The sequence below is a fragment of the Paraburkholderia youngii genome (genome assembly GCF_013366925.1).
Classification (GTDB): domain Bacteria; phylum Pseudomonadota; class Gammaproteobacteria; order Burkholderiales; family Burkholderiaceae; genus Paraburkholderia; species Paraburkholderia youngii.
In genome coordinates, this window is the sequence record NZ_JAALDK010000004.1 from 105750 (window position 1) to 125111 (window position 19362).

The following is a 19362-nucleotide window of genomic DNA, read 5'->3' on the forward strand; positions in this document are numbered from 1 at the left end:
ACGTTCCCGGCGATGGTCATCAGCCATGCGGTGCGCTGGTACTTCCGGTTCCAGCTCGGCCTTCGCGATATCGAAGAGTTGCTGTTCGAGCGCGGCGTGACGGTCAGCTACGAGACGATTCGCCGCTGGTATGAGAAGTTCGGCGTGGGCTTCGCGCATCGCATTAGGGTTCTGTTGCAGTAAGGGTGTCGGGACGAGAAATGTCGATATGATAAGTATTGCTTATGATACACGGGAGTAAAACTGCTGGGAAGCAGGCGACGGGTCTTTGCCCGCAGATTTCATCTGTCCTTTCCTGATCATGTGCATTACCTCGATGCCGCCGAGAATGACCCTCGCACGGTGGAAGTTCTTGACTCCCAGCATCGGCCGGGTCCGGCGTTTGATAGCCCGATGGTCCTGTTCGACAATGTTGTTCAGATACTTGATCTGACGGACCTTGATCGGCGTCTCGCGATCGGCATTCACCGCATCCAGTGCGGCCAGATTGGAGCCGCTTTTGTCGATGGTCACGGTCTCTGGCGTACCATTATGGGTGATCGCCTTTTCAAAGAACCGCCGGGCAGCGACCTTGTCCCGCCTGGCCCTGAGCAGGAAGTCGACCGTGTCGCCCGCCTTGTCCACTGCCCGGTAAAGATATTTCCACTCACCTTTGATCTTGATATAGCTCTCGTCCATTCGCCAGCTTTTCCCAACCGGACGCTTGTGCTTGCGGAAGCTCCTTTCGAAGAGCGGCAGCAGTTTGATGACCCAGCGGTACACCGTCGAATGATCCACCGCGACACCACGCTCGCCCATCATTTCCGCAAGATTGCGCAAACTCAGCGAATAGGCCACGTACCATCGCACGCACAGCAAAATCACTTCAAGCGGGTAGTGACGGCGCTTCAGGACCTTGGCCAAGCCCGGCGCGAGTGTGGTTCGCGGTGTCTTCGTCTTCTTCATCGCACAGCTCAAAAATTCGCTACCCAATTTTAACGTGGGCCTTACTGCAACAGAACCGATCAACCTTCAGATGAAGCGCGACGCCATGCAGGCGTTCTGGAAGAAGGCTGGCATTGAGCCGGCGACCACAAAACCATGGAAGCCCAAGGCCGACCTGCTCGCGTTCTTGCAGTCCTTGTGAGCGCGATCAAACCTTATGTGGAGTTCGAACCTCAGACATGCCGCGGATCCGTTGGTGGCAACCTGCTTCCCTCCAGATAAAACCACGCTCGGGATAATGCGCCGCACATCCAATTTCAGTGATGCCCTGCTGGAATCCAGCCTTGTAACCACTGTAGTCGTCGCATACCAGTTTGCCCTGCCAGCCAGCGAGGAACGCGCGGGCATGCTCGCCTGCACGGCTGTCGGCGAAGTCGTAGACCACGGCGCGTAACTCACTGTAGTGTGTGGGCGTATACGCCCACAGATACGCGCGGTGAGTCTTGCCTTTGCCGGGACTGAGCATCTGTACCGGCGTCTCATCCGCATGCAGCACACCCTGCTGCAGGATTTCCTGATGCAGCGCGTCGACCAGCGGTTGTAGCTGCACGCCGCACGTACCGACCCATGCGCCCAATGTCGAGCGCGGTATCGCGACGCCCGCTCGCGCAAAGATCTGCTCCTGACGGTACAGGGGAAGGGTGGTCAGCGTACTTGGCAACCAGCACTGACGCCAGCAGTCCTGCGGTCGGGATGCCCTTGTCGATCACATGCGCAGGCACCGCAGCCTGAATCAGTGTTTCGCAGTTTCTGCACACCCACTTGCCACGGATATGCCGCTCCACGGTGAACACACCCGGCGTGTAGTCCAGCTTCTCGCTGATGTCCTCGCCGATGCGCACGCGCTCGCAGCCACACTGGCATACGGTGCTCTCCGGCTCATGCCGGATCTCTGTGCGCGGCAATTGCGCCGGCAGCGCTGCACGCTTCGGTTGCAGGGGTAGCGGCTCGGTTGTGGCTTGTGGCTGAAGTTGCTCGAGCTCAACTTCAATGGCGGCGAGATCCGCGTCAATTGCCTCGTCCAGCAGGTTCATCTGATCGCTGCTGAGCTGCTCGCTGCGCCTGCCGAACTGATGGCGTCTGAGAATCGATATCTCGTGGGTCAACTGGTCGATGCGGGTCTGCCGATAGCGTAATTCCCGCTCCTTCTCACCGACCTCCCGGGTCTTCTCTTCAATCTCCCGGTCCCGGTCTTCGACGCGTGCAATCAGTTGCGTGGCGAGCGCACGCAGTTGTTCGGGGCTAAGAGTGTTGAGGTCGGCGGGCAGATCCATGCAGACGAGTCTGCCAGAACCCCGGAGAGCGCGAAAGCGCGACCGTATACGTACCGAACGTCCTCAAATGACACGGATCACACCGTCCGCGCCGATGCGCTGCCATGGCAAACCCACCACCAGACCGGCAAGTTGTTCCTGCGTGAGCGCATGCTGCTTTGGTTCGCTACCCGCGCGCGGCCATGCGAACTGCCCCTGATTCAGCCGTCGCGCTGCCAGCCAGATGCCAATCCCATCGTGAACCAGCACCTTCAGGCGGTTGGCTCGCCGGTTGGCAAACAGGTAAGCATGGTGCGGATGCGCAGCGCCGAACACGGTGATCACCCGACCCAGTGCCGTATCGAAGCCGGCCCGCATATCCAGCGGGTCAACTGCCAGCCACACCTGATCAATGCGGATCATGCGAGCCACTCGCGCAGCCAGGCGGCGCACTGCGCTGCCTCTGAGGTTGGCCAGCTAACCGTTATCGACAGGTCCGCGCGACGCACCTCGACGCGAATCTCAGCTGTGCGCGTGTTTCGCGTCTCAAGAGGCAACGGTACAAATTCCGGTGCTGGCGTCGCTACCAGTGGCGCTGCCATGTCGCTACGCGCCACCAGCACACAATCGTTCGTTTCGGCCTGCTCGACCCAACGTCGAAGCAGATTCGCGTTCAGCTTGTGGTGCAATGCGATGGCCGCGAGCGATACCCCGGGCCTTTGGCAAGCTGCTACTACCTGAGCCTTGAACTCGACGCTGTAGCGCCGGCGTCGTCGACGGCCAGGCGCCGCTGCTTCTTCAATTGTGTTCACGTGTCCACCTATTTAAGTGAACACGATGCTCCCAAGACTTTCACGGTGACTCAAGATGGGATGACCGGGCGCTTACATTTGCTCGCCGGAAACCGGCCATTGAGCGGGGGTGGATGAGACCTTCGCTATTCAAATTGGATGGCGAGCTCGACCGGCGGCTCGTGGCCGGCTAGTGCCCGATGACCAAGCACGGCGATTGCCTCCGGCGCGCCATCTCATGCAAAAAGGCAAACAGACCGACGGGACACGCGCAATCCCGGCTGGATGGGTGCGGCACGTCACGGGCGCTTTCAGAACAGGGAAGCGTTACCAAAGTCGCTCAGCGGTGCGGATGCAGTGGTGCTGCGTCGTGACCGATGTCGCATCGCGCCGGCGTGGCCGGCAAGCGAGGCAAGCACCTGTGCCAGTTGCCGGTCCACTTTCGACCAGTCAGTTGAGCCGGGCGCCACTGCCAATTGCGGGAGCCTGACGGCAAGCTGGTCGAGCAGGATGCAGAGTTGAGTGGCCGCGGCCACACGCCGAACATCGTGAAGATCCAATCTTCCCTCCCTAGGCGGAGCTGCCCAACTCTAGCACGAGTCCTCGTCCGTATCGTGCGCGAAGGCAAGCGAAAGCTGGACCTCGCGCGTCGCCCTCGTGGCCGCTGGAGTCTGTCGACCCGCCATCGGTGAAGGTGCGGCAGCATGCAGGGCATCGCGATGGAAAACGACATCGGGCGTTATCCGCACAAGCTCACAAACCTGTCCAGTGTCGCTGGTCATTGATTCCTTGGGCATTCAACCGGGCGATGACGGTCGATCAAATATCAGTCATTTGCCGTTGCGAAGGCCGGGGTTGATCCGTCGTTGGATGCGGATCGCGTCGCAACGCTATCGGCCACGACGACCCTGGAACCAGTCCATGTCGACCAGAAAATCCTTTCGCACGCCCCGCAAGCAAGCTGCGGGCGCGCGCTCCCGAACCCTCCTCCTCCCGATGCCTCGCGACGATGCGGCGAAACTCGTACTCCGCACGCGCCTCGCGCTCGATCGCCTGCGCAATGGTGAAGCGGACCGCCGCCTGATCAACGAATTATCCCAGATTGTCCTGTTGACCAATTTCATTTCCGAAGCCGGACACAGTGACCTGGAACTCGCCTGGCTCGAACGCGTGGAGGGCGATCTGGCCGGTGTCCTAGTGCAAGCTGATGCGACCGGAATCTGGGTTGTGCCTGAAGACCTTGTCGGTGACGTGACGAAGGTGGTAAATGAATACGACCGTGCGCTGTCACAGACACGTCTTGCGGTGATCGTTGACGCCTGCAATCGACTGGAGCGACTCATCGAGGCGAACCTCAAGCACCAGTTGGCGCCCGTCGCCGGTGCCGGCAATCCGCTCAGTCCAAACGCTCGCGCGGCGGTGCTGGAAGGCACTCTTCCGTGAGAATGCGGTACGCCCACGCTCTGTCCTGTGTCGATAATCCGTCCGGTCGCCCTCATTGACAGCCGATCGGTCCGTGGGCGCGCCTTCCCCGCAGGTTCCCATCGCCATACAATTAGTATTGCGATTTAATTTTCTCGCGAAAGCAGTGTCTTGCTTTGCTGGTCTTGCACGGGCCTGACGTTCTGGTACAGGCGTAGTTGATGGCTGCTGCGATGGGCATTGTTCCCCGGAATTTTGTACAACCGAAAATCGCGATGTAACTTCGGTAGCGCGAGAATCTGAATCTGCGCGGCTTCCTTCCGATAGACGCCACCCCGAACGACGACCGTTCTACGCGCGAAATCCCGGGCTGGAAACGGCAGCCAGAGTGGGCGGCGGTGCTCGCTAGCGTCCTGGGCCTCCGAAAGAAACGTGCGAAAACTGTCCATGCACGCCTGTACGAGAAGGTGCAATGTCAGCCACTGACTGGCCGCCCTGCTCCAGGACGCAGGTGCAACCGGTGCATCGATCGAGAGCCAGATGGCAAGGCCAAGCGCACCGTGCGCGGGACGCTGTAACAGGCAACCCGGTGTACTCACGCCTTCCCACTTGCAACGCCATCGCAAAAACGCATGTGCGACGGGACAAAATGGCGTCGTCGCGCAGGCGGCCAGTGGCCAGACCAGATGGCGCGCAGCGGTCGTGATGCACGTGTGGTGTCCCTGGGCGTAGACGCGCATCAACCTCCGCCGCACGCACTTGTAACAGGCACGAGCCCGGGCGTCGATATCGCCGGGAGATCCGTCGCACGCGGAGACAACATTCCACGGATCCTCGCCCTCCGCCGTTGCGCTCGCGCCGAACGCGATCCATGCCTCATCCGGCGCCGCCGACTCGCGCGCGCGCGCGAGGGTATCGCTCACCCGTCCGGCCACCCGGCGTTGAAACGGGCGAGCAACACGAAGGTCATCAGGACCCTGTGTCGGCACCCACCACGGTCGGGCGCAGGACGGACAGTTAAACGGCGTCCGGAAAATATCCGGCCTGAGCCTGTAGGGAATGGCCTCACCACACCGTTCGCAGCGTTGCTCCAGCGGCAGATGGTGCACGGGACACTCGTCCACGTTGAGGTCCTGGAACGCCGTGAGATGCACGCCCGCCTGCGCGCACCGCACGCACCAGCGCAGCGTCGGGGACGCGATGCGGTCATTCAGGCAGAACGGCATGACGAATGCGGCGGCGACGTCGGCGAGCGACAAACGCAACAGTTCCATCATGCGCGGCAGGTCAAAGCGGCGCGCATCGCGCAGGTCAAGGTCGCGGGGCGGCGTCCGGCGCCCTCCCCGGCTCGCGAAGGAGTCCGTCAGCGCTGCGCAGGAAAGCGCATTCAGACGCTGGAATTTCGCGAGCAGGGCGAATGCCGATTCGCCCTCGACGCGCCAGTCGTCACGCCAGCACCATGGGTCGTGTACCGGCAGCGCTTCGTCTGGCAGGACGATGTCGAAGCGACGGGTCATGGCGCGGCCGGGTCGTCCACAAAGATGATCCGCAACGCCTCGAGAGCGGCAACGAAGCTCGATTCCTCAACGGCCTCGTCCCAGCACGCGCGACTCGGTTCGAAGTGCGGCCGGTCATGCTCCATGTTGCGGCTCAATGCAATCTCGACTGCGCGAGCCATGTACTCCATTGGGATCTCCATCGCGAAGTCGAACCGCGCGAGGCGATGCGCCGTCTCGAAGGCCTCCCAGAGAAGCGGTTGCTGAGTCCCGAGCCTGAAGCCGGTGTCGAACGCGCGCTGCAGAAAGTAGCGCGTATAGGTCCATCCGCTTCCCTCTGGAAAGACGGAACTGTCGTACGCCATCAGCGGCATCTTGAGGTCGCCTGCAGAGCGCAGACCCGCAAACTGCAATTCGTCGATCATGAAGCGCGAGACAATCTGCGAAGTGTCGACGCTCTGCCTGAATGCACTCTTGCGGTTCAGGAGGCCCGGCTGGCCGACGAGAAACACAAACATGCGAATGCCCCGCCTGCCAAGTTCATCCTGCACATCACGCAGCCATTCGTAGTGCTCAATTTCCATCCGCTGCGCTTCGTCGACGAACATGACCAGCGTGTTGCCCGACGCCCGTGTCACCAGCTCCGCTAGCTTGTGATACAGCCGCAGGCGCCGCTGCAGCGCTGAACCGCTGTCCGGCCGGGCGTGCTGGGCGACATCGAGCAGCATGCCAAAGAACAAGGCCTCCGAACGCGACGGATTCTGTGGCATGCCCAGGGTAAGGACGGCAACGCGCGGCAGTTCATGCCGCAAAAGCCGCACGCAGTAGCGCGCTGCATACGTCTTGCCCCAGCGGGTATGCCCATAGATCACCGCACCGCTCACGCCGCGGCGAATACACCTCCGAACGCGCGCGTACATGGCAGCGATCGCTGGCGTGGGCACAATATATGACTGGCTGAGCAGCGGATGCTCTGTCGGCTCAACCGGGCGTTTAAGGGCGTCGAGCATTGGCTGCTCAGTATGTGATGATTTTTGTGAGCCACGGCACCGGCTCCTCGCGCGCTGGAACCGGGGTCGGCAGACGGACTACGTTCGGCGCAGATGGCGGCGCCTCCATGGCGCCTGCCGTCCCCTGCGCCGTGGTATGCGCCTTGGCCCGGTCGGTAAGCATTCTCGCAAGATCGTTCGCATCGCGCGCGTGCTGCCGGGCCTGCTCCTTCTTCCATGCGAACCAGGCGCCGACCGGGTCCTCTCCTTCGCGCCAGGCGAGCTTGCGCTGGCGAATCAGCGAAAAGATCTCCTGACGGATACGCAACGAATGCGGCGTGAAGCACCACGGGCGCGCAGCCGTGAGCACACCGAGTTCGGCACCGTTCATGAAGAAGGCATGCAGGTGGCGCAAATCCTTAACGTTGAAATAGACGCGCAGTTGCTGGCCGATCAGCCCGGTCATGCCCGACAGCAATCCATTGTCGTATCTCACGTACTCAAAGTTGACGTGCGGCCGCACACCACGGGCAACGTTGCCGCGAATGGTCACGATCCGGGCTTCCTGCAGCAGACAGAGTGCGCTGCGCCGCGCTTCGGGCAATGTGCGCAGCAGTCCCTCGCGCTGGGCGAGACGGAAGTGCACTGCCTCGAGCGGCGTCCGTCCGCCGAGCCCCGTATGTGGCTCACCGTTGTAGTTGGCGAGCACGACGTCGATGACGTCTTCGAGCTCGTCCAGCGTCATCATCAGCGACGTGTCGCCACCAACCTCGCTCAGTGCCCTTTCAACCGAGCGCGGATCGCGGCCGGTGGTAGCAGGCAGACGATGCGCAAAGTGCGATGCGAGCTGATCGAAGAAGCGCTCGACAAACGCGCGCTCGTTTTTCTCGCCAAGCGGACCGTTATCGGTTGCACACCCAACAATGGTTGTGAGGCGCTCAAGCGTCGCGTTCGCGAAGTGCGCCCTGGCGGCGTCGAAGCGCAGCGTGCTCCAGCATGCCCACGCCGTCTCCGGAATGATTTCCGACGGGAATCCTCCGCCCTGCCTGACACGGAGCGCCGGAATCATCGTTTCGCGGGAGCGGTGTGGCATCAGCGCGGACCGCAGTGCCTGGGCGACGTCGTCCCTGTTGTACTCGCGCCCAGGCGAAATTGCATAGCCAATCACTGCCCGACTCGCCACATCGAGCAGAAGCAGGATCCAGATGCGGTGCAGCACCAGCAGGGTCTCGAACCCGAACGGGTCATCGATTCGCAGTGTCAGCCGCACGTCGAGCTTGTGGCCATCGAATTCCACGACTTCGTATGGGTACGTCGCAGGTTTGCGAACGTTGGCGAGGTCAGCCTGACACGCATGGTCGATCTGCTGCGCCCCGGCGGCACGAGCCGCGGCGGCGAACCGTCGGCCAGCGAGCCTCTTTACGTGACGTGCCAACGATCGCTCACCGAGGTGTTTCTGGTTGAACGGGTATTCGTGCGCCGGGATACCCGCCTGCCGGCACTGGGCAAGAAAACCAGCGTGCAGTCGCCAGATCTGGCGGGGAACCTCTTCCAGAGTCGCGTGAGGCCGGCTACGCGCGGCGACCTTCCGCTCGATCCACTGTGCAATATCCGGATAGCGCTGAAGCAACTGCGCAAATGCACCACTTGCGCCGCCGGCGCCGGAAGCCTTTACCGTGGCACTGCGTTCGTAAGGTTGGGTGTGCAGCCAGGGAAGGAGTGCCCGGCAGCCGTAGATGCGCCCGTCCTCGTGACGGGTGATGCAACGCTCGAACAGCCGGTACAGGTCATTGATACGCAGTCCGGTTTCACGTCCTATCGCTCGCAGCGAAGTACTGCCATCCACGAAAAGCGTCATCGCCTGAATGCGCCTCGCGAGCAGCGACCGCGCATCTGCATCCAGCCCGCTGTCGTCGGCCGTTGGCCACTGGCCGATATCCGATAGTTCCGCGGGGATAGAGCGGCGATCGAAGCGCAGCGTGCCGGACACGATCGCTCTCATCGCGTCACCAGACAGCTATGCGGTCCGAGCACTCGCTCTGCGATGGTCGGGCAACAGAGGGAGCCATTCAGGACCAGTGAGAACGCAGCGGCGCGCACGACCATCGGATCGAACGCGATGAATCGCTGCTCGAGTTCGGCCAGCGTCTCGCCAGACTCGCACGCCATCAGGATCGCAGGCAGAATCTCGCTCCCACGGGGCACCGCGCCCGCTGCCAGGTAATGCAGCATCGTGAGTCTGTTCTGGCACAGCATCTCTGAATCGTCGAGCTCGTGCGGCGCGACAGCGCGCAGCGTCATCGAATGCGCCCGGCTCCACGCCTCGAGTGCCGGGTGCAGGCAATGCCCCCGGGCGGCCAGCGTCACCTCCGACGGCCGCAGCAGGATATACAACAGTTCTGCGTGGTCCGCGCAAACCCAGAAGTCCGCGGCTCGATCGCCCCTCTGCTCGCGGAAAGACAGCGGGCGTTCGCAATAGGTAACCACCTGTGGGTCGGATTCGAGTCGCAACCAGAACTGTAGCGCGCGATGTCCAAACAACGTCAGCCGACGCCCCACTTTGGGACCGTACACGTCGAACCGGTGCGTGCCATAAGGCCTTGCGTCGGTCGCCGCCTTCCGGAAAGGTGGTGAACGCATCGTGCGCTCCCCTGCGGGCAATGCTCACGTTTTAGTACACGCCCGACGAAAGACGAAGCTCTCAGTTGTGTGCGTTTTGTGCCGAATCGGCAAAACTACAAATAACGTATTGTTCAATACGCTCAACCCGATAACTGCATTGCGACGCCGATAGGCGCGGCTTTGATGTCACTCGGTGGGGTCCGAAATCGCGTCTCGACCCTGAGTCTCGTGAAACATTTCACGCCAAGTTCATAAACACTCAATCGGCGCAATGGTTTAGCGCCAACACAGTTGTTCGCAAAGTGTTTCACGGCGTGTGGGCCGAAACGCGTCCCGCCGGCCCGAGATTTCGATCATTTGCGTCTCTGCGGCGCGATTTCGAACTTTCCCTTCCGACAGCGAAGAAGGAAAGCTTGTATCACCGCATTGGCAACGCACCTCTCTTCAAGGATCCGTGCTGCAGGCCTGATACAAATTTTCCTTCATCGGACGCAGGTCGAACCCACAAGGTAGTGAACGACACAATTTCCGTAACATAAGAACAGGACACGCGCATGGGAACGCTGGGAGAGTTTGGGGACGTCGAAGATGTCGAGTTCCGCGAAGTGTCCGCGTCGTCGGGCCGACCGAAGGCAGCGCCGCGAAGCCTGGAAGCGCGCTCGAAGGCCAACCGGCGACGCGCCAAGCGTGAACAGGCAGACGGGCGCCGTATCGGCCTCCAGCACCTGGCGTTTTTTCGCGGCTATCTCGAAGGCCTCGATCTCTCCGGCATGGCCGAGCAGTATCTGGAATTCGGCCGGGATGCGCGGAAGGCCGCGTCGACACGTGACTGGCTGGTGACGGCGTTCGTCGCGGCCGCCCGCAAGCGGCAGGATTTTGCGACGGCCCGGCTACTCGCCATCCGTCCTTCGGCGTTGCGAGCTGACGTCGCGCCGGCAGCAGCCGCGGCGGTCCCGGCGCTACCTTCGCTGGAAGAGTTCGCGGCCAACCATGATCCGGACGGCTTCTATACCGAAAAGGAGTTGCTGGACCTTTTCACGGTTCACCATGCCGGTCAGCAGTCGGGAAAAAGCGCGGAGCACGTCGCGACGCTGCGCCGCCAGCAGCGCAATGCCCGCCTCCGCGTCCGGCAACTGGCGGCGCTCGATGCGCTGGCCCGGCTCGTGGTCGAGGATCCGAAGCCAGACCATCATGTTCTCGGGTGGTTTGATGCAGCGGTGGCGTTGCGCCTGGCCGACGTCGGACTGACAACGATCGGCAGGTTGGTCGACGCAATCAACGCGGCTGGCTATCGCTGGTATCGCAATGTTCCCCGGCTCGGCGAGGTCGGCGCGCGGAGGATCGTGACATGGCTGGAGAACTACCGGGACGTCGACGGCCTCCGTATCGGTTCCAGTTCGCTCGTCCCTCCATCTGAACGCGGCCCTGGAGCCAGCCGGCTCGAACGTTCGCCGGCGACTGGCATCGTGCCGCTTGAGTATTTCCTGATCCCACGCGAGCTGGACGGCGCGAACGGCGCAAACCGGAATCTGGTCAAGAACAATAGCGGCGCCAGCAATGACCTAGAGGCGATCCGGTTCTGGCTGGCCGACTACGAAAATCCGAACACACACGACAAATACCGCGCAGAGGCCGAGCGACTGCTGCTTTGGGCGATATTCGCGAAGGGGAAACCGCTTTCGAGCCTCGACATTGACGACGCGCGCCAATACATCAATCAGTTTCTCGTTGATCCCCAACCGGTCTCGCAGTGGGTCATGAACCGGGCCGTGCCGCGAGGCGAACCTGGATGGCGGCCCTTTCGTGGACCGCTGTCGGTCAAGAGCCGCCAGGACGCTTTGGCGGCACTGAAGAAGTTCTTCGGCGACCTCGTCAATGCTCAGTACCTTGACCACAATGCGTTTGCGAAGGTTAAGGTGTTTCTGGGCACTGAGCTTGATGAGGTCGGCAATGTCAGGCGCGTCGCGGCCAAGCCTCGCATTCAGGCCGAGCGCAGCCTCACGAAAGAAGCGTGGACGTTCGCCATGAAGGTGCTTGACTCCCTGCCCGACTCCGACTCGGCGACCCGTATGCGGTTCGTACTGACGTTCGCCTACTGCACCGGGCTGCGGCGCGCGGAGCTTTGCGGCGCTTTCACGGACGATGTCATCGTGCGCTACGCTGGAGCGGAGCTTGGCTCTATACATCTGTTGCGCGTCGTCGGGAAAGGCGCCAAAGAGCGCTTCATACCGCTCGTGCCGGCCGTGCTGCAGGCGCTCGGCGACTATCTGGAAACACGCGGCTTTCCGCGCGATCCCCTCGCCTGCCCCGTGGGCACTGCGCTGATCCCAGCCCTGCCGGACAAGCAGGACATCGGCCGTGTGCGCCGAGAAGCTGGCCAGCGTGGTGAGGACTGTCGCGTCGCGCTTGCGGCGCTAGCGCGGCAGGCAGGACCGATTCATCAGGACCTGCTTTACCGGGCGGTGAAGCGATTTTTCGCTGCGGCCACGGCTGCGGCACTTCGCGAGGACTCCCCGCATGCCCGCGCCTTTAGCGCCGTGAGCCCGCATTGGCTCCGACACACCTTCGTATCCCACGCGATCGCCAACGGAATGAGCTTGGAAAGCGCCCGGAATTTTGCCGGACACGACTCGCTGGACACTACGTCGATATATGCGACGGCCGAAATCGCGCGTCAATATAGGGAGGCCGAGGAGTTCCTGAGCCGTGTCAACGAATGATGGCTGCGCTACGCGCTAAACCGCGGCGTCGGTTCTATTTTTGAAGCAGTAACAAACCCACTGGATACGCCGCGGAGCCGCTGTTTTTGCAAGCCAGTCTAACTGCGCTCCGCCGACATCACTCCCCGGACGTTTCGCCAAATTCAGTATATGTATTTTTTTGACGGATCCCCTTCCAATCGATGCCTTGGAAAGGGTTCGCGATCAAATAATCCTGCGCGACGAGATCGTCGAAACAACCCCTGAGTGTTAAAAGCGTCCTTCGCCGGCTCTCGTCTGAAAGCGGTCCGCGAAAAGGACGCCAGCTAGGATCTTCCCGCGAGCGCTGCCCTTTGCCGACCCAGATGGAACGCGGTTGAGGATTCGCTGCAAACCGGTTTATGTACTCGTCCGCATCGTCAGCATCAATGCTCGACAGCGGTTTTCGCTTTGCAATGATGGCCCACAACAGCAGACGCTCGACTTCCCTTTGATATCTATCCCTAGTCGTTGCGTTCTCAAACTTGGACAGCCAATGCTCCAGAGCGGATCGGTCGTCGCAGATGCCAACTGAAAGCATGGCGGCGCTCCGGTTCGACCCCTCCGACCCTGAGAGGTGCGGTGGAAGTGAAAGACGAGAGAGGGGAACAGGTCTGTTAAGACGATGCTGCTGCTCGGCGAGATATTGTTGACGCCGATCTTGCTGTGGTACCGCCTTGCGCTGGCTCACTTGTGCTACCCGGCCAGCGGTCGCCGAACGGCGTGCAAACTCTACGTTTAAAAGGCCAACGAGCGTCTCGAGTCGCGACTCACTGTCTGGGTCCGACGCGTCGAGGTGCAGCTCCACGAAGAGCCCACCCGGTCGGCCGCGGCTTTGAGGAGCCCGCTTGACCTTCGCAAGGAATTGGGACGCTTCAATTCCCATAAGTCGCGCCAACAAGCGTTGCGGGCTAACCAGAGGGTCCAACCTCCGGGCGACCACAGCCTGTTTGCGAATTGCTTCGACCCCGCGGATAGCTACTAAGTCTGCAATCGCGCGGCCCACTTCAAAAGTGAGGCTGTCCGACGGCAGCACACTCGTTATCTCAAGAGGCAAATCGGCCACAGCCGATGCCGCGACCAGCCGTGAGTGCGCAATATCCATCCTCTCGGCAGCTTCTCGCATCGTCGCCCAGGTTCCTAGTCGTAGCCCTTCGAGGTAACGCGCATGCAGCGCCAGAGGGCTCTCGCTCTTGTACGTTGGACGAAAATCCGTTTGGCAACGGGAACCGCATAGGTGAGCCAAAATCTCGGTGCGCGACTTCCCTGCTGGATCAACTATCGCCGCGCGACTTACCAAGTCGGCCATACCTATACTGTTCTTCGCTCGAACAAGCTCGCGGACTGTCTGGTGAACTAGGCCAACGTCGCGAAACAACGACAAAACCTCTCGAGGGAACGCCGACACCGCTAACGCTTGTTGGATTTGGTTCCGATGGATCCGGAGACCCAAGCTCGTTAGACGCGCTGCGGCTTCCGTTTTATTGTGCCACTTGGTTCCCAACCCCGCCCGATAAAGCGCCGCTAATGAAAGCGGGTCATCGCCTATCTTTTTGGCCCCTGCGATCTTCATGTTGCCCATTCGTCGTTTGATCTTTTGGTTGTCAGCTGCTGTACGCCGCGCCAGTTTCTGGACAAAGGCCAAAACGCTCCCCGCTCCCCTAGCGCCTTTCGTCCGTCGGTTTCGCTCATCCTACCGAGGATATTGCGCTAATCAAGGAAATGTCGCTGGCGAGCAGCATCCTACCGAGGTCCAAAGCGGGCCACCCGAATAAGCAAAGGGCCCAAGTAAGTGTCTCAATTGGTGCGCGAAAGCTCCGAGCAGAATCAACCGAACATGATGAGCGAGGTGCCCACTTCTTCGACTCCACCACCCGCGGCGCGCTTTCTCACAATTCTGTCATCAGTCGCGCTTCAGAAAGCTTCAACCAAAAGTGACCAAGTGAGCTACCGCGAGGCCGATGTGATACCGCCGGCGTTCTTTGGACGCCCGGTTTCTACGTAGAAACCAAACTCCGTCGCATCACTCCCAGGCAATAGTTTCGCGTGGCGGGTGACGCCGAATCAGCTCGCGCCGAGCACAGCGGTGAGGCGGACAGGGTCCCTCGGCCCCCTGACAGAATCGAAGGATGGGCCCACGAACGGTCCCTGGGCAACGCTAGCCTCGGTGTGAGCGCGGGCGATCGAAATCGTCGCCCGCGAAACCTTGGCAATTTTCGAAACCACGCGGGGCACCAAGTTTCTACGTAGAAAAAGGGGGCGCCCCCCTCTGCTTGGGTTCGGCAACGTTCTTCCAACTCAAAAGATCCGAGAGAAGTTGAATCACCTTGAAACTTTGATTTTCGGCAACTAAGATTCTGCGGGGCTCACGTCGCCGGTTTCTACGTAGAAACACTTCGATTCATCCGGCGAGCACGCAATAACGAAAAGGGGCACGCATGGCTGCAAAAATAATTACCGTCTTTAACCAGAAGGGTGGGTCAGGAAAGACCACAACGTCATGTAACTTAGCGGGTGTCCTTGGTCTGCGAGGCCATAAGACACTCCTTGTCGACTTGGACGATCAAGGTACAGCGACTCTTTCGGTGGGCGCCGCGCCAGACGATCGACCGTTCCCCGCAGCGTTGTCGAATCTCTCGAAAAGCCCGCGTCCAGACAGAGAGATTGCCAAATTCGTTGCCGACTTTGACTTCATCGTCATTGATTGCCCCCCTGCAATCCGCTCCAGCGCTCCCTCGGTGGCTCTGTTGATTTCCGACTTGGGCTTGATTCCAATCGGCGCGTCAGGGGGGAATCTGTGGGCGGTCCAGGAAGCAAAAAAACTCGGCATGTCCGCTCAGGTGACGAACCCGGATCTGAAGCTGCGCTCGCTCGCGAACATGGATCAAAAAGTGACGATTGTTCAGCAAATTTTCCAAGCAGCCGAGCAGGACGAGGAAATTCCGATGCTTAAGACCCGACTCGGCTTCCGCACCGCCTATAAAGAGGCAGAAGTCTCGGGAAGTACTGTCTTGCAAATTAGGGGCGCCAAGGCAGCTCACAAAGAAATCAACGCTTTTGTTGACGAAGTCCTGAAAGTCGTGGAGGAGTGACGATGGCAAAGAAAAATTTCACAGCTGCGTTGAGTGCCGGCGTGCAGCGCGACCAGGCGCTGCGGGAAAACAGCGTTACGTCACGGTTTGAGCGCGTTGAGGCGGCACTCGATGGTCGAACGACACTTCTCGAAAGCCCCGTCGTTGGGCAGGCAGTCGAACCCGACAATACGCGCTCCTATATAGAAACGTTGGAACGCGAAGGCCGCATCACTGCGACCTACGCACCTTGGCCCATCGACAAGATCGAAGACAACCCGCTGAACAGTCGGACGATCTATCAGGAAGAAAAGATCTCGGCACGCGCAGCATCGATGGCTAAAGACGGGCAGCTGGTCCCCGCCCTGGCGGCGAGACATCCGAGCGATCCAGACCGCGCGATCCTCATTGACGGTCACTACCGAAAGCAGGGTGCTCTTCGAAACCGAGCCACCACGTTGGACCTCAAACTCCTAGATGGGCTGAAGCCGATCGACTTCTACCGGCTCGCCCGCGCTGCAAATAACGAGCGTGAACAAGAAACGATTCTCGACGTCGCCTTAGGCTACAAGAAGTTACTCGACGAAGGTTATGCAAAGACCAACGACGAACTCGCTCACCTAGTCGAAGAAAGTAAGTCAAAGGTCAGCAAAACGCTGACGATCCTTGAACTGCCGGCTTCGGCTCAAGAATTCCTCTCGCTTTATCCCGAGCAGTTTGGAATCAACATCGCGTACGAACTCGCCCTGTACTTCAAAGCGACCGATGAAACCAAAACCCGCGATTTCGCACAGCGGATTGTGAGTGAAGGATTGTCCTTCCAGAAAGTGAAGGCAATTCGAGAGGCACTAGCTCAGCAGCGCGCACCGAGAAAGACCTTCTCACGTCAGTACAAAGTCTCCGATCGTAACGGCGCACCCATCGGTGCGATCAAAGAATGGGGCAACGGAAATATCCAAGTTAGCCTTGCTTTGGATAATCCTGAACGAGCCGAAGCCTATATCGACGCCCTCAAGAAGCTCCTTGAAGACGACGGGCACAAGGCTCAGTGAGCGCGCGGCGCGAGAGCCCGCGTCGAACGGCGCTTTCCGACGCAACGGTCACGGGTCTCAGAACGTTGCGACGAAGCGAGCCATCAGCCCGTCAAAAGGTGACATTTTCCGGGCCGAAAGGTCTGTTGGCACAATGTTTTTCGTCGGGTTACAGCCAAACAGCTAGCGCAGCCACAGCGTTAGCCCGGAAAACGTCACTTTTCGTACGGCTTTCCCGGCCGCAACATTCGAAGATAGGAAAAACCGACTAGCTTTCGGCTGGCGGGTCGGAATATGTCATCTTTCAACTGGGGCCGCAGGGAATAGAGTCGTCACCATTAGTCTCTCTGGGGACGGCAGATAGCAAACGGCCCTCCGTTGATAACGCCTATCGTTCGCCGTTGTGCAGGACAGTGTTCGCCTTTAGTCGCATCTACGGGGCGGCCGGCGCCCGTGAGGTCGGAATACGTCACTGTTAAAACCGAAAGAAGCCCGGGAAACGTCATCTTTTGAGTGTCTGGCAGATAGTGAAGCACCTTGGGAGGTGGCCCAGGTGAATCCGACCCGGCGACTCTTCGGGCTCGAAGGAGACTGAAGACCGATGGTCCGACAGCCCCTCGTCAAACGGGCTTTGCGAGTCAGCGGTTACGGGTTTCTGAAGTTGGCGAGGAGATAGTCGGCGCCCTGAGGTCGGAATACGTCACTTTTCAAACAGAAAGAAGCCCGGAAAACGTCACCTTTCCGACCGGCCAGCCCGCAAAATCGTGCAGGGCGTTCGCACGTCGGCCGAAATGAATCCGATCCGGCGATTCTTTGGCAGCCCGGAAAACGTCACCTTCCTCCGCTGAACAGAAGGTCGGAATATGTCACCTTTGAGCGGATACCCGCTCTTTTTTTACAAGCGATTCCTAGGTGGGTGGGATTTCCTCGACATGCGACGTAGGCGCATGCCATTGCACCTAAAGCCGCTCAGTCTAGTCTACCGGACCGGTGCTTAGACACTGTTGGCGTAAGGTCGCAATCCTCTCCCATGTTGCACACGCCATCAAAGATGACGCATTCCGACCTGGTCGCAGTTCTACCCACAGGCCTGTACCGTTGCGAGGGTTGGTTTTTTGCCGGGTAAATTTCTAAGATGCCTCTTTGTAATACAAATAGTAAAACCGTTTGTAAACCGGTTTGTAAAACCTTTTGTAAACGTTCTGGAGAGGCTCGCAGATAACTGATTCCTAAGCGTTTTCTCGGGGCTGGTCGGCTTTTGAAGTGACGTGTTCCGACCCAACGACGACAGATTCCGACCCCACGGTGACGGATTCCGACCTTCAGTGGACTTGTTCCGGGCTACTGTTGACGGATTCCGACCGTTATCCACAACGGTGACTTGATTAGTAGCGATGTCACCTTATAATTGTGACATCCATGGCGAGGAGTCACTTTTGTGCCCCGACGAAAAAAGCAAACCGACGAACAACCGCAGGTAGAGATTGTAGAGGTCGAACCGGTAACGATCGATGGATCGGATGAGCCAGCGACGGACGGGGACGGCCGGATCAGGGGCACAGTAGCTATGAGCCGCGCACTAGTGAACGCCCAACAGGGTCTCTCGCTCAACGAGAAGCGCGTGATGATGGCGGCGCTCCGCTGCGTTGACAGCAAGAAGTCGCCGTTTTTGCACAAGCGGTCTAGCGGCTACGTCTCGGTTCGAGTCCGGGCTGATGAATTTGCTGCTTTGGCAGCGCTGGCTCCTCGAACAGGTGAGAAGCAGGCAACAGCCGCGTACGAAGGCCTACGGGATGGTTGCGCGAGCCTTCAAAAAAGGACACTGACCTACATGGATGGCCCCAGGAAGGTTTCGCTTAACTGGGTCTGGAAAGCGGTCTATCACGAGGGCGAGGGTTGGGCAGAGATTTCCTTCTCGCCAGACCTGACGCCGCACATTTTCATGCTGCAGCGGCGTTTCGTGTCCTACCAGCTGGAGTTCGCACGGGGACTTCAATCTCTCTATTCTTGGCGTCTCCTCGAACTGCTGATGCGCGAGCGGGACCGGGGTCGTTTGTTAATTACGCTGGAAGATTTTCGTAATGTGCTCGAGATACCCGACACCTATCGATTTGCAGATATAAAGCGGCGCGTGATTGAGATGGCTGTGAACGAGCTGAATTCGAAAGCGGATCTTGTGATTAGTTGGAAGCCCGTCAAGCTTGGACGCGCTGTGAATTCTCTCGACTTCCAGTTCATCCAACATCCTCAGAGCCGCCTCGATCTCGGCGATGCGGCGTAAGGTGTAAAAGTCTGGACTTGGTCGGCCAGACGATGTCAGATCGTCCGGCTCTATGCTATCTACGGACATGATTAGCAGTTACTGCGAACTCCAACAGTAATATACGACGGTTGCGCTGCGGCAGAGAATCGACAATGGCGAAGAACGATCAGGAAGAGAGTTTCGAAAAGCTCATGTCCGCAAATTTGGCTCGTGTGGTGGACTTCATCAAGTTTGCCGAGACGAAAAATGCGGCGTTACTCACGTTCTGTTCAGCCTGGATTCTGGCGAGCATGAATCTGCTCTCGTCGGGGAAACCGCTTCCTGAATTTGTCGTCAGCGGGCTCAAGCTGGCGTTGCCGTTCTTTGCCATTGCAGCTTGCATATCCATTACCTCATTTATTCCGAAGCTGTCGATACGGGAGGTACTGAGGGCAAAGGAGCTGGGAAATAACATGCTGTACTTCGGCGATGTCGCCCGGACTTCAATCGACGATTTTCGAGGAAGAACCGAAGCGCGTTATGTCCCGAAGGCCGACAGATCTGTTACCGACGAATACATGGATGATCTTTCGGTTCAGATCGTCGTCAACAGCCGCATTGCGGCGCGCAAGATGCGACTGTTCAGCTATAGCGCCTATGCGGTGCTGTTCGCACTCTTCATGATGGCAGCGCCGGTAATCGGGCAATTTCTCTAGCTAGAAA

General features: G+C 59.6%; 15 protein-coding genes and 2 pseudogenes. 7 read left to right on the plus strand and 10 right to left on the minus strand.

Annotated features, from left to right (window positions below):
• Nucleotides 1-12: 12 nt before the first annotated feature.
• Nucleotides 13-168 (plus strand): annotated as a pseudogene (locus tag G5S42_RS43010) (IS6 family transposase); the annotation flags it as partial.
• 54 nt (nucleotides 169-222) lie between these two features.
• Here G5S42_RS43010 and G5S42_RS43015 read toward each other — a convergent pair.
• From G5S42_RS43015 to G5S42_RS43040, 5 genes and pseudogenes are all read right to left on the minus strand, one after another.
• Nucleotides 223-945, minus strand: a complete 723-nt coding sequence (locus G5S42_RS43015; RefSeq protein WP_176112657.1) for an IS6 family transposase — start codon at nucleotides 943-945, stop codon at nucleotides 223-225.
• Between the two features lie 259 nt (nucleotides 946-1204).
• Nucleotides 1205-2258, minus strand: a pseudogene (gene tnpC / locus G5S42_RS43025) (IS66 family transposase); the annotation flags it as partial.
• A 63-nt stretch (nucleotides 2259-2321) separates the two neighbouring features.
• The gene (gene tnpB, locus G5S42_RS43030) at nucleotides 2322-2660 is read right to left on the minus strand and encodes an IS66 family insertion sequence element accessory protein TnpB (RefSeq protein ID WP_176112658.1); all 339 of its coding nucleotides are present in this window, start codon (nucleotides 2658-2660) and stop codon (nucleotides 2322-2324) included.
• The gene (gene tnpA / locus G5S42_RS43035; protein WP_312883745.1) at nucleotides 2657-3049 is read right to left on the minus strand and encodes an IS66-like element accessory protein TnpA; all 393 of its coding nucleotides are present in this window, start codon (nucleotides 3047-3049) and stop codon (nucleotides 2657-2659) included. The genes tnpB and tnpA overlap by 4 nt, the downstream gene beginning before the upstream one ends.
• Nucleotides 3050-3339: 290 nt before the next feature.
• The gene (locus G5S42_RS43040; RefSeq protein WP_176112659.1) at nucleotides 3340-3588 is read right to left on the minus strand and encodes a hypothetical protein; all 249 of its coding nucleotides are present in this window, start codon (nucleotides 3586-3588) and stop codon (nucleotides 3340-3342) included.
• A 361-nt stretch (nucleotides 3589-3949) separates the two neighbouring features.
• On the opposite strand from G5S42_RS43040, the gene G5S42_RS43045 reads away from it, so the two are divergent.
• Nucleotides 3950-4471 (plus strand): hypothetical protein, encoded by a 522-nt coding sequence (locus tag G5S42_RS43045; protein ID WP_176112660.1) that lies wholly within the window; start codon nucleotides 3950-3952, stop codon nucleotides 4469-4471.
• 125 nt (nucleotides 4472-4596) lie between these two features.
• On the opposite strand, the gene G5S42_RS43050 is transcribed toward G5S42_RS43045, so the two are convergent.
• Genes G5S42_RS43050 through G5S42_RS43065 form a run of 4 tightly spaced genes read right to left on the minus strand, consistent with a single transcriptional unit; the run spans nucleotide 4597 to nucleotide 9575 of the window.
• Complete coding sequence (locus tag G5S42_RS43050; protein ID WP_176112661.1) at nucleotides 4597-5967, minus strand: hypothetical protein; 1371 nt, start codon at nucleotides 5965-5967, stop codon at nucleotides 4597-4599.
• A complete protein-coding gene (locus G5S42_RS43055; protein ID WP_176112662.1) occupies nucleotides 5964-6956 on the minus strand; it encodes an AAA family ATPase in 993 nt (330 codons plus the stop codon). Before G5S42_RS43055 ends, G5S42_RS43050 begins: the two co-directional genes overlap by 4 nt.
• A 7-nt stretch (nucleotides 6957-6963) precedes the next feature.
• Nucleotides 6964-8925, minus strand: a complete 1962-nt coding sequence (locus G5S42_RS43060) for a TnsB C-terminal domain-containing protein (protein ID WP_312883746.1) — start codon at nucleotides 8923-8925, stop codon at nucleotides 6964-6966.
• An 8-nt stretch (nucleotides 8926-8933) separates the two neighbouring features.
• A complete protein-coding gene (locus G5S42_RS43065) occupies nucleotides 8934-9575 on the minus strand; it encodes a hypothetical protein (protein ID WP_176112664.1) in 642 nt (213 codons plus the stop codon).
• 536 nt (nucleotides 9576-10111) lie between these two features.
• Here G5S42_RS43065 and G5S42_RS43070 point away from each other — a divergent pair.
• Nucleotides 10112-12277 (plus strand): site-specific integrase, encoded by a 2166-nt coding sequence (locus tag G5S42_RS43070; protein WP_176112665.1) that lies wholly within the window; start codon nucleotides 10112-10114, stop codon nucleotides 12275-12277.
• 118 nt (nucleotides 12278-12395) lie between these two features.
• On the opposite strand, the gene G5S42_RS43075 is transcribed toward G5S42_RS43070, so the two are convergent.
• Complete coding sequence (locus G5S42_RS43075) at nucleotides 12396-13940, minus strand: site-specific integrase (RefSeq protein ID WP_217710387.1); 1545 nt, start codon at nucleotides 13938-13940, stop codon at nucleotides 12396-12398.
• A 793-nt stretch (nucleotides 13941-14733) separates the two neighbouring features.
• Between G5S42_RS43075 and G5S42_RS43080 the strand changes: the two genes are divergently transcribed.
• The 4 genes from G5S42_RS43080 (at nucleotide 14734) to G5S42_RS43095 (ending at nucleotide 19355) form a co-directional block, all read left to right on the plus strand.
• Nucleotides 14734-15387, plus strand: coding sequence for an AAA family ATPase (locus G5S42_RS43080; protein ID WP_176112667.1), 654 nt, complete (start codon nucleotides 14734-14736; stop codon nucleotides 15385-15387).
• Nucleotides 15388-15389: 2 nt separating this feature from the next.
• Nucleotides 15390-16418 (plus strand): ParB/RepB/Spo0J family partition protein, encoded by a 1029-nt coding sequence (locus G5S42_RS43085; protein ID WP_176112668.1) that lies wholly within the window; start codon nucleotides 15390-15392, stop codon nucleotides 16416-16418.
• 1417 nt (nucleotides 16419-17835) lie between these two features.
• Complete coding sequence (locus tag G5S42_RS43090; protein ID WP_176112669.1) at nucleotides 17836-18678, plus strand: replication initiation protein; 843 nt, start codon at nucleotides 17836-17838, stop codon at nucleotides 18676-18678.
• A gap of 134 nt (nucleotides 18679-18812) precedes the next feature.
• A complete protein-coding gene (locus G5S42_RS43095; RefSeq protein ID WP_176112670.1) occupies nucleotides 18813-19355 on the plus strand; it encodes a Pycsar system effector family protein in 543 nt (180 codons plus the stop codon).
• The last annotated feature ends 7 nt before the right edge of the window (nucleotides 19356-19362 follow it).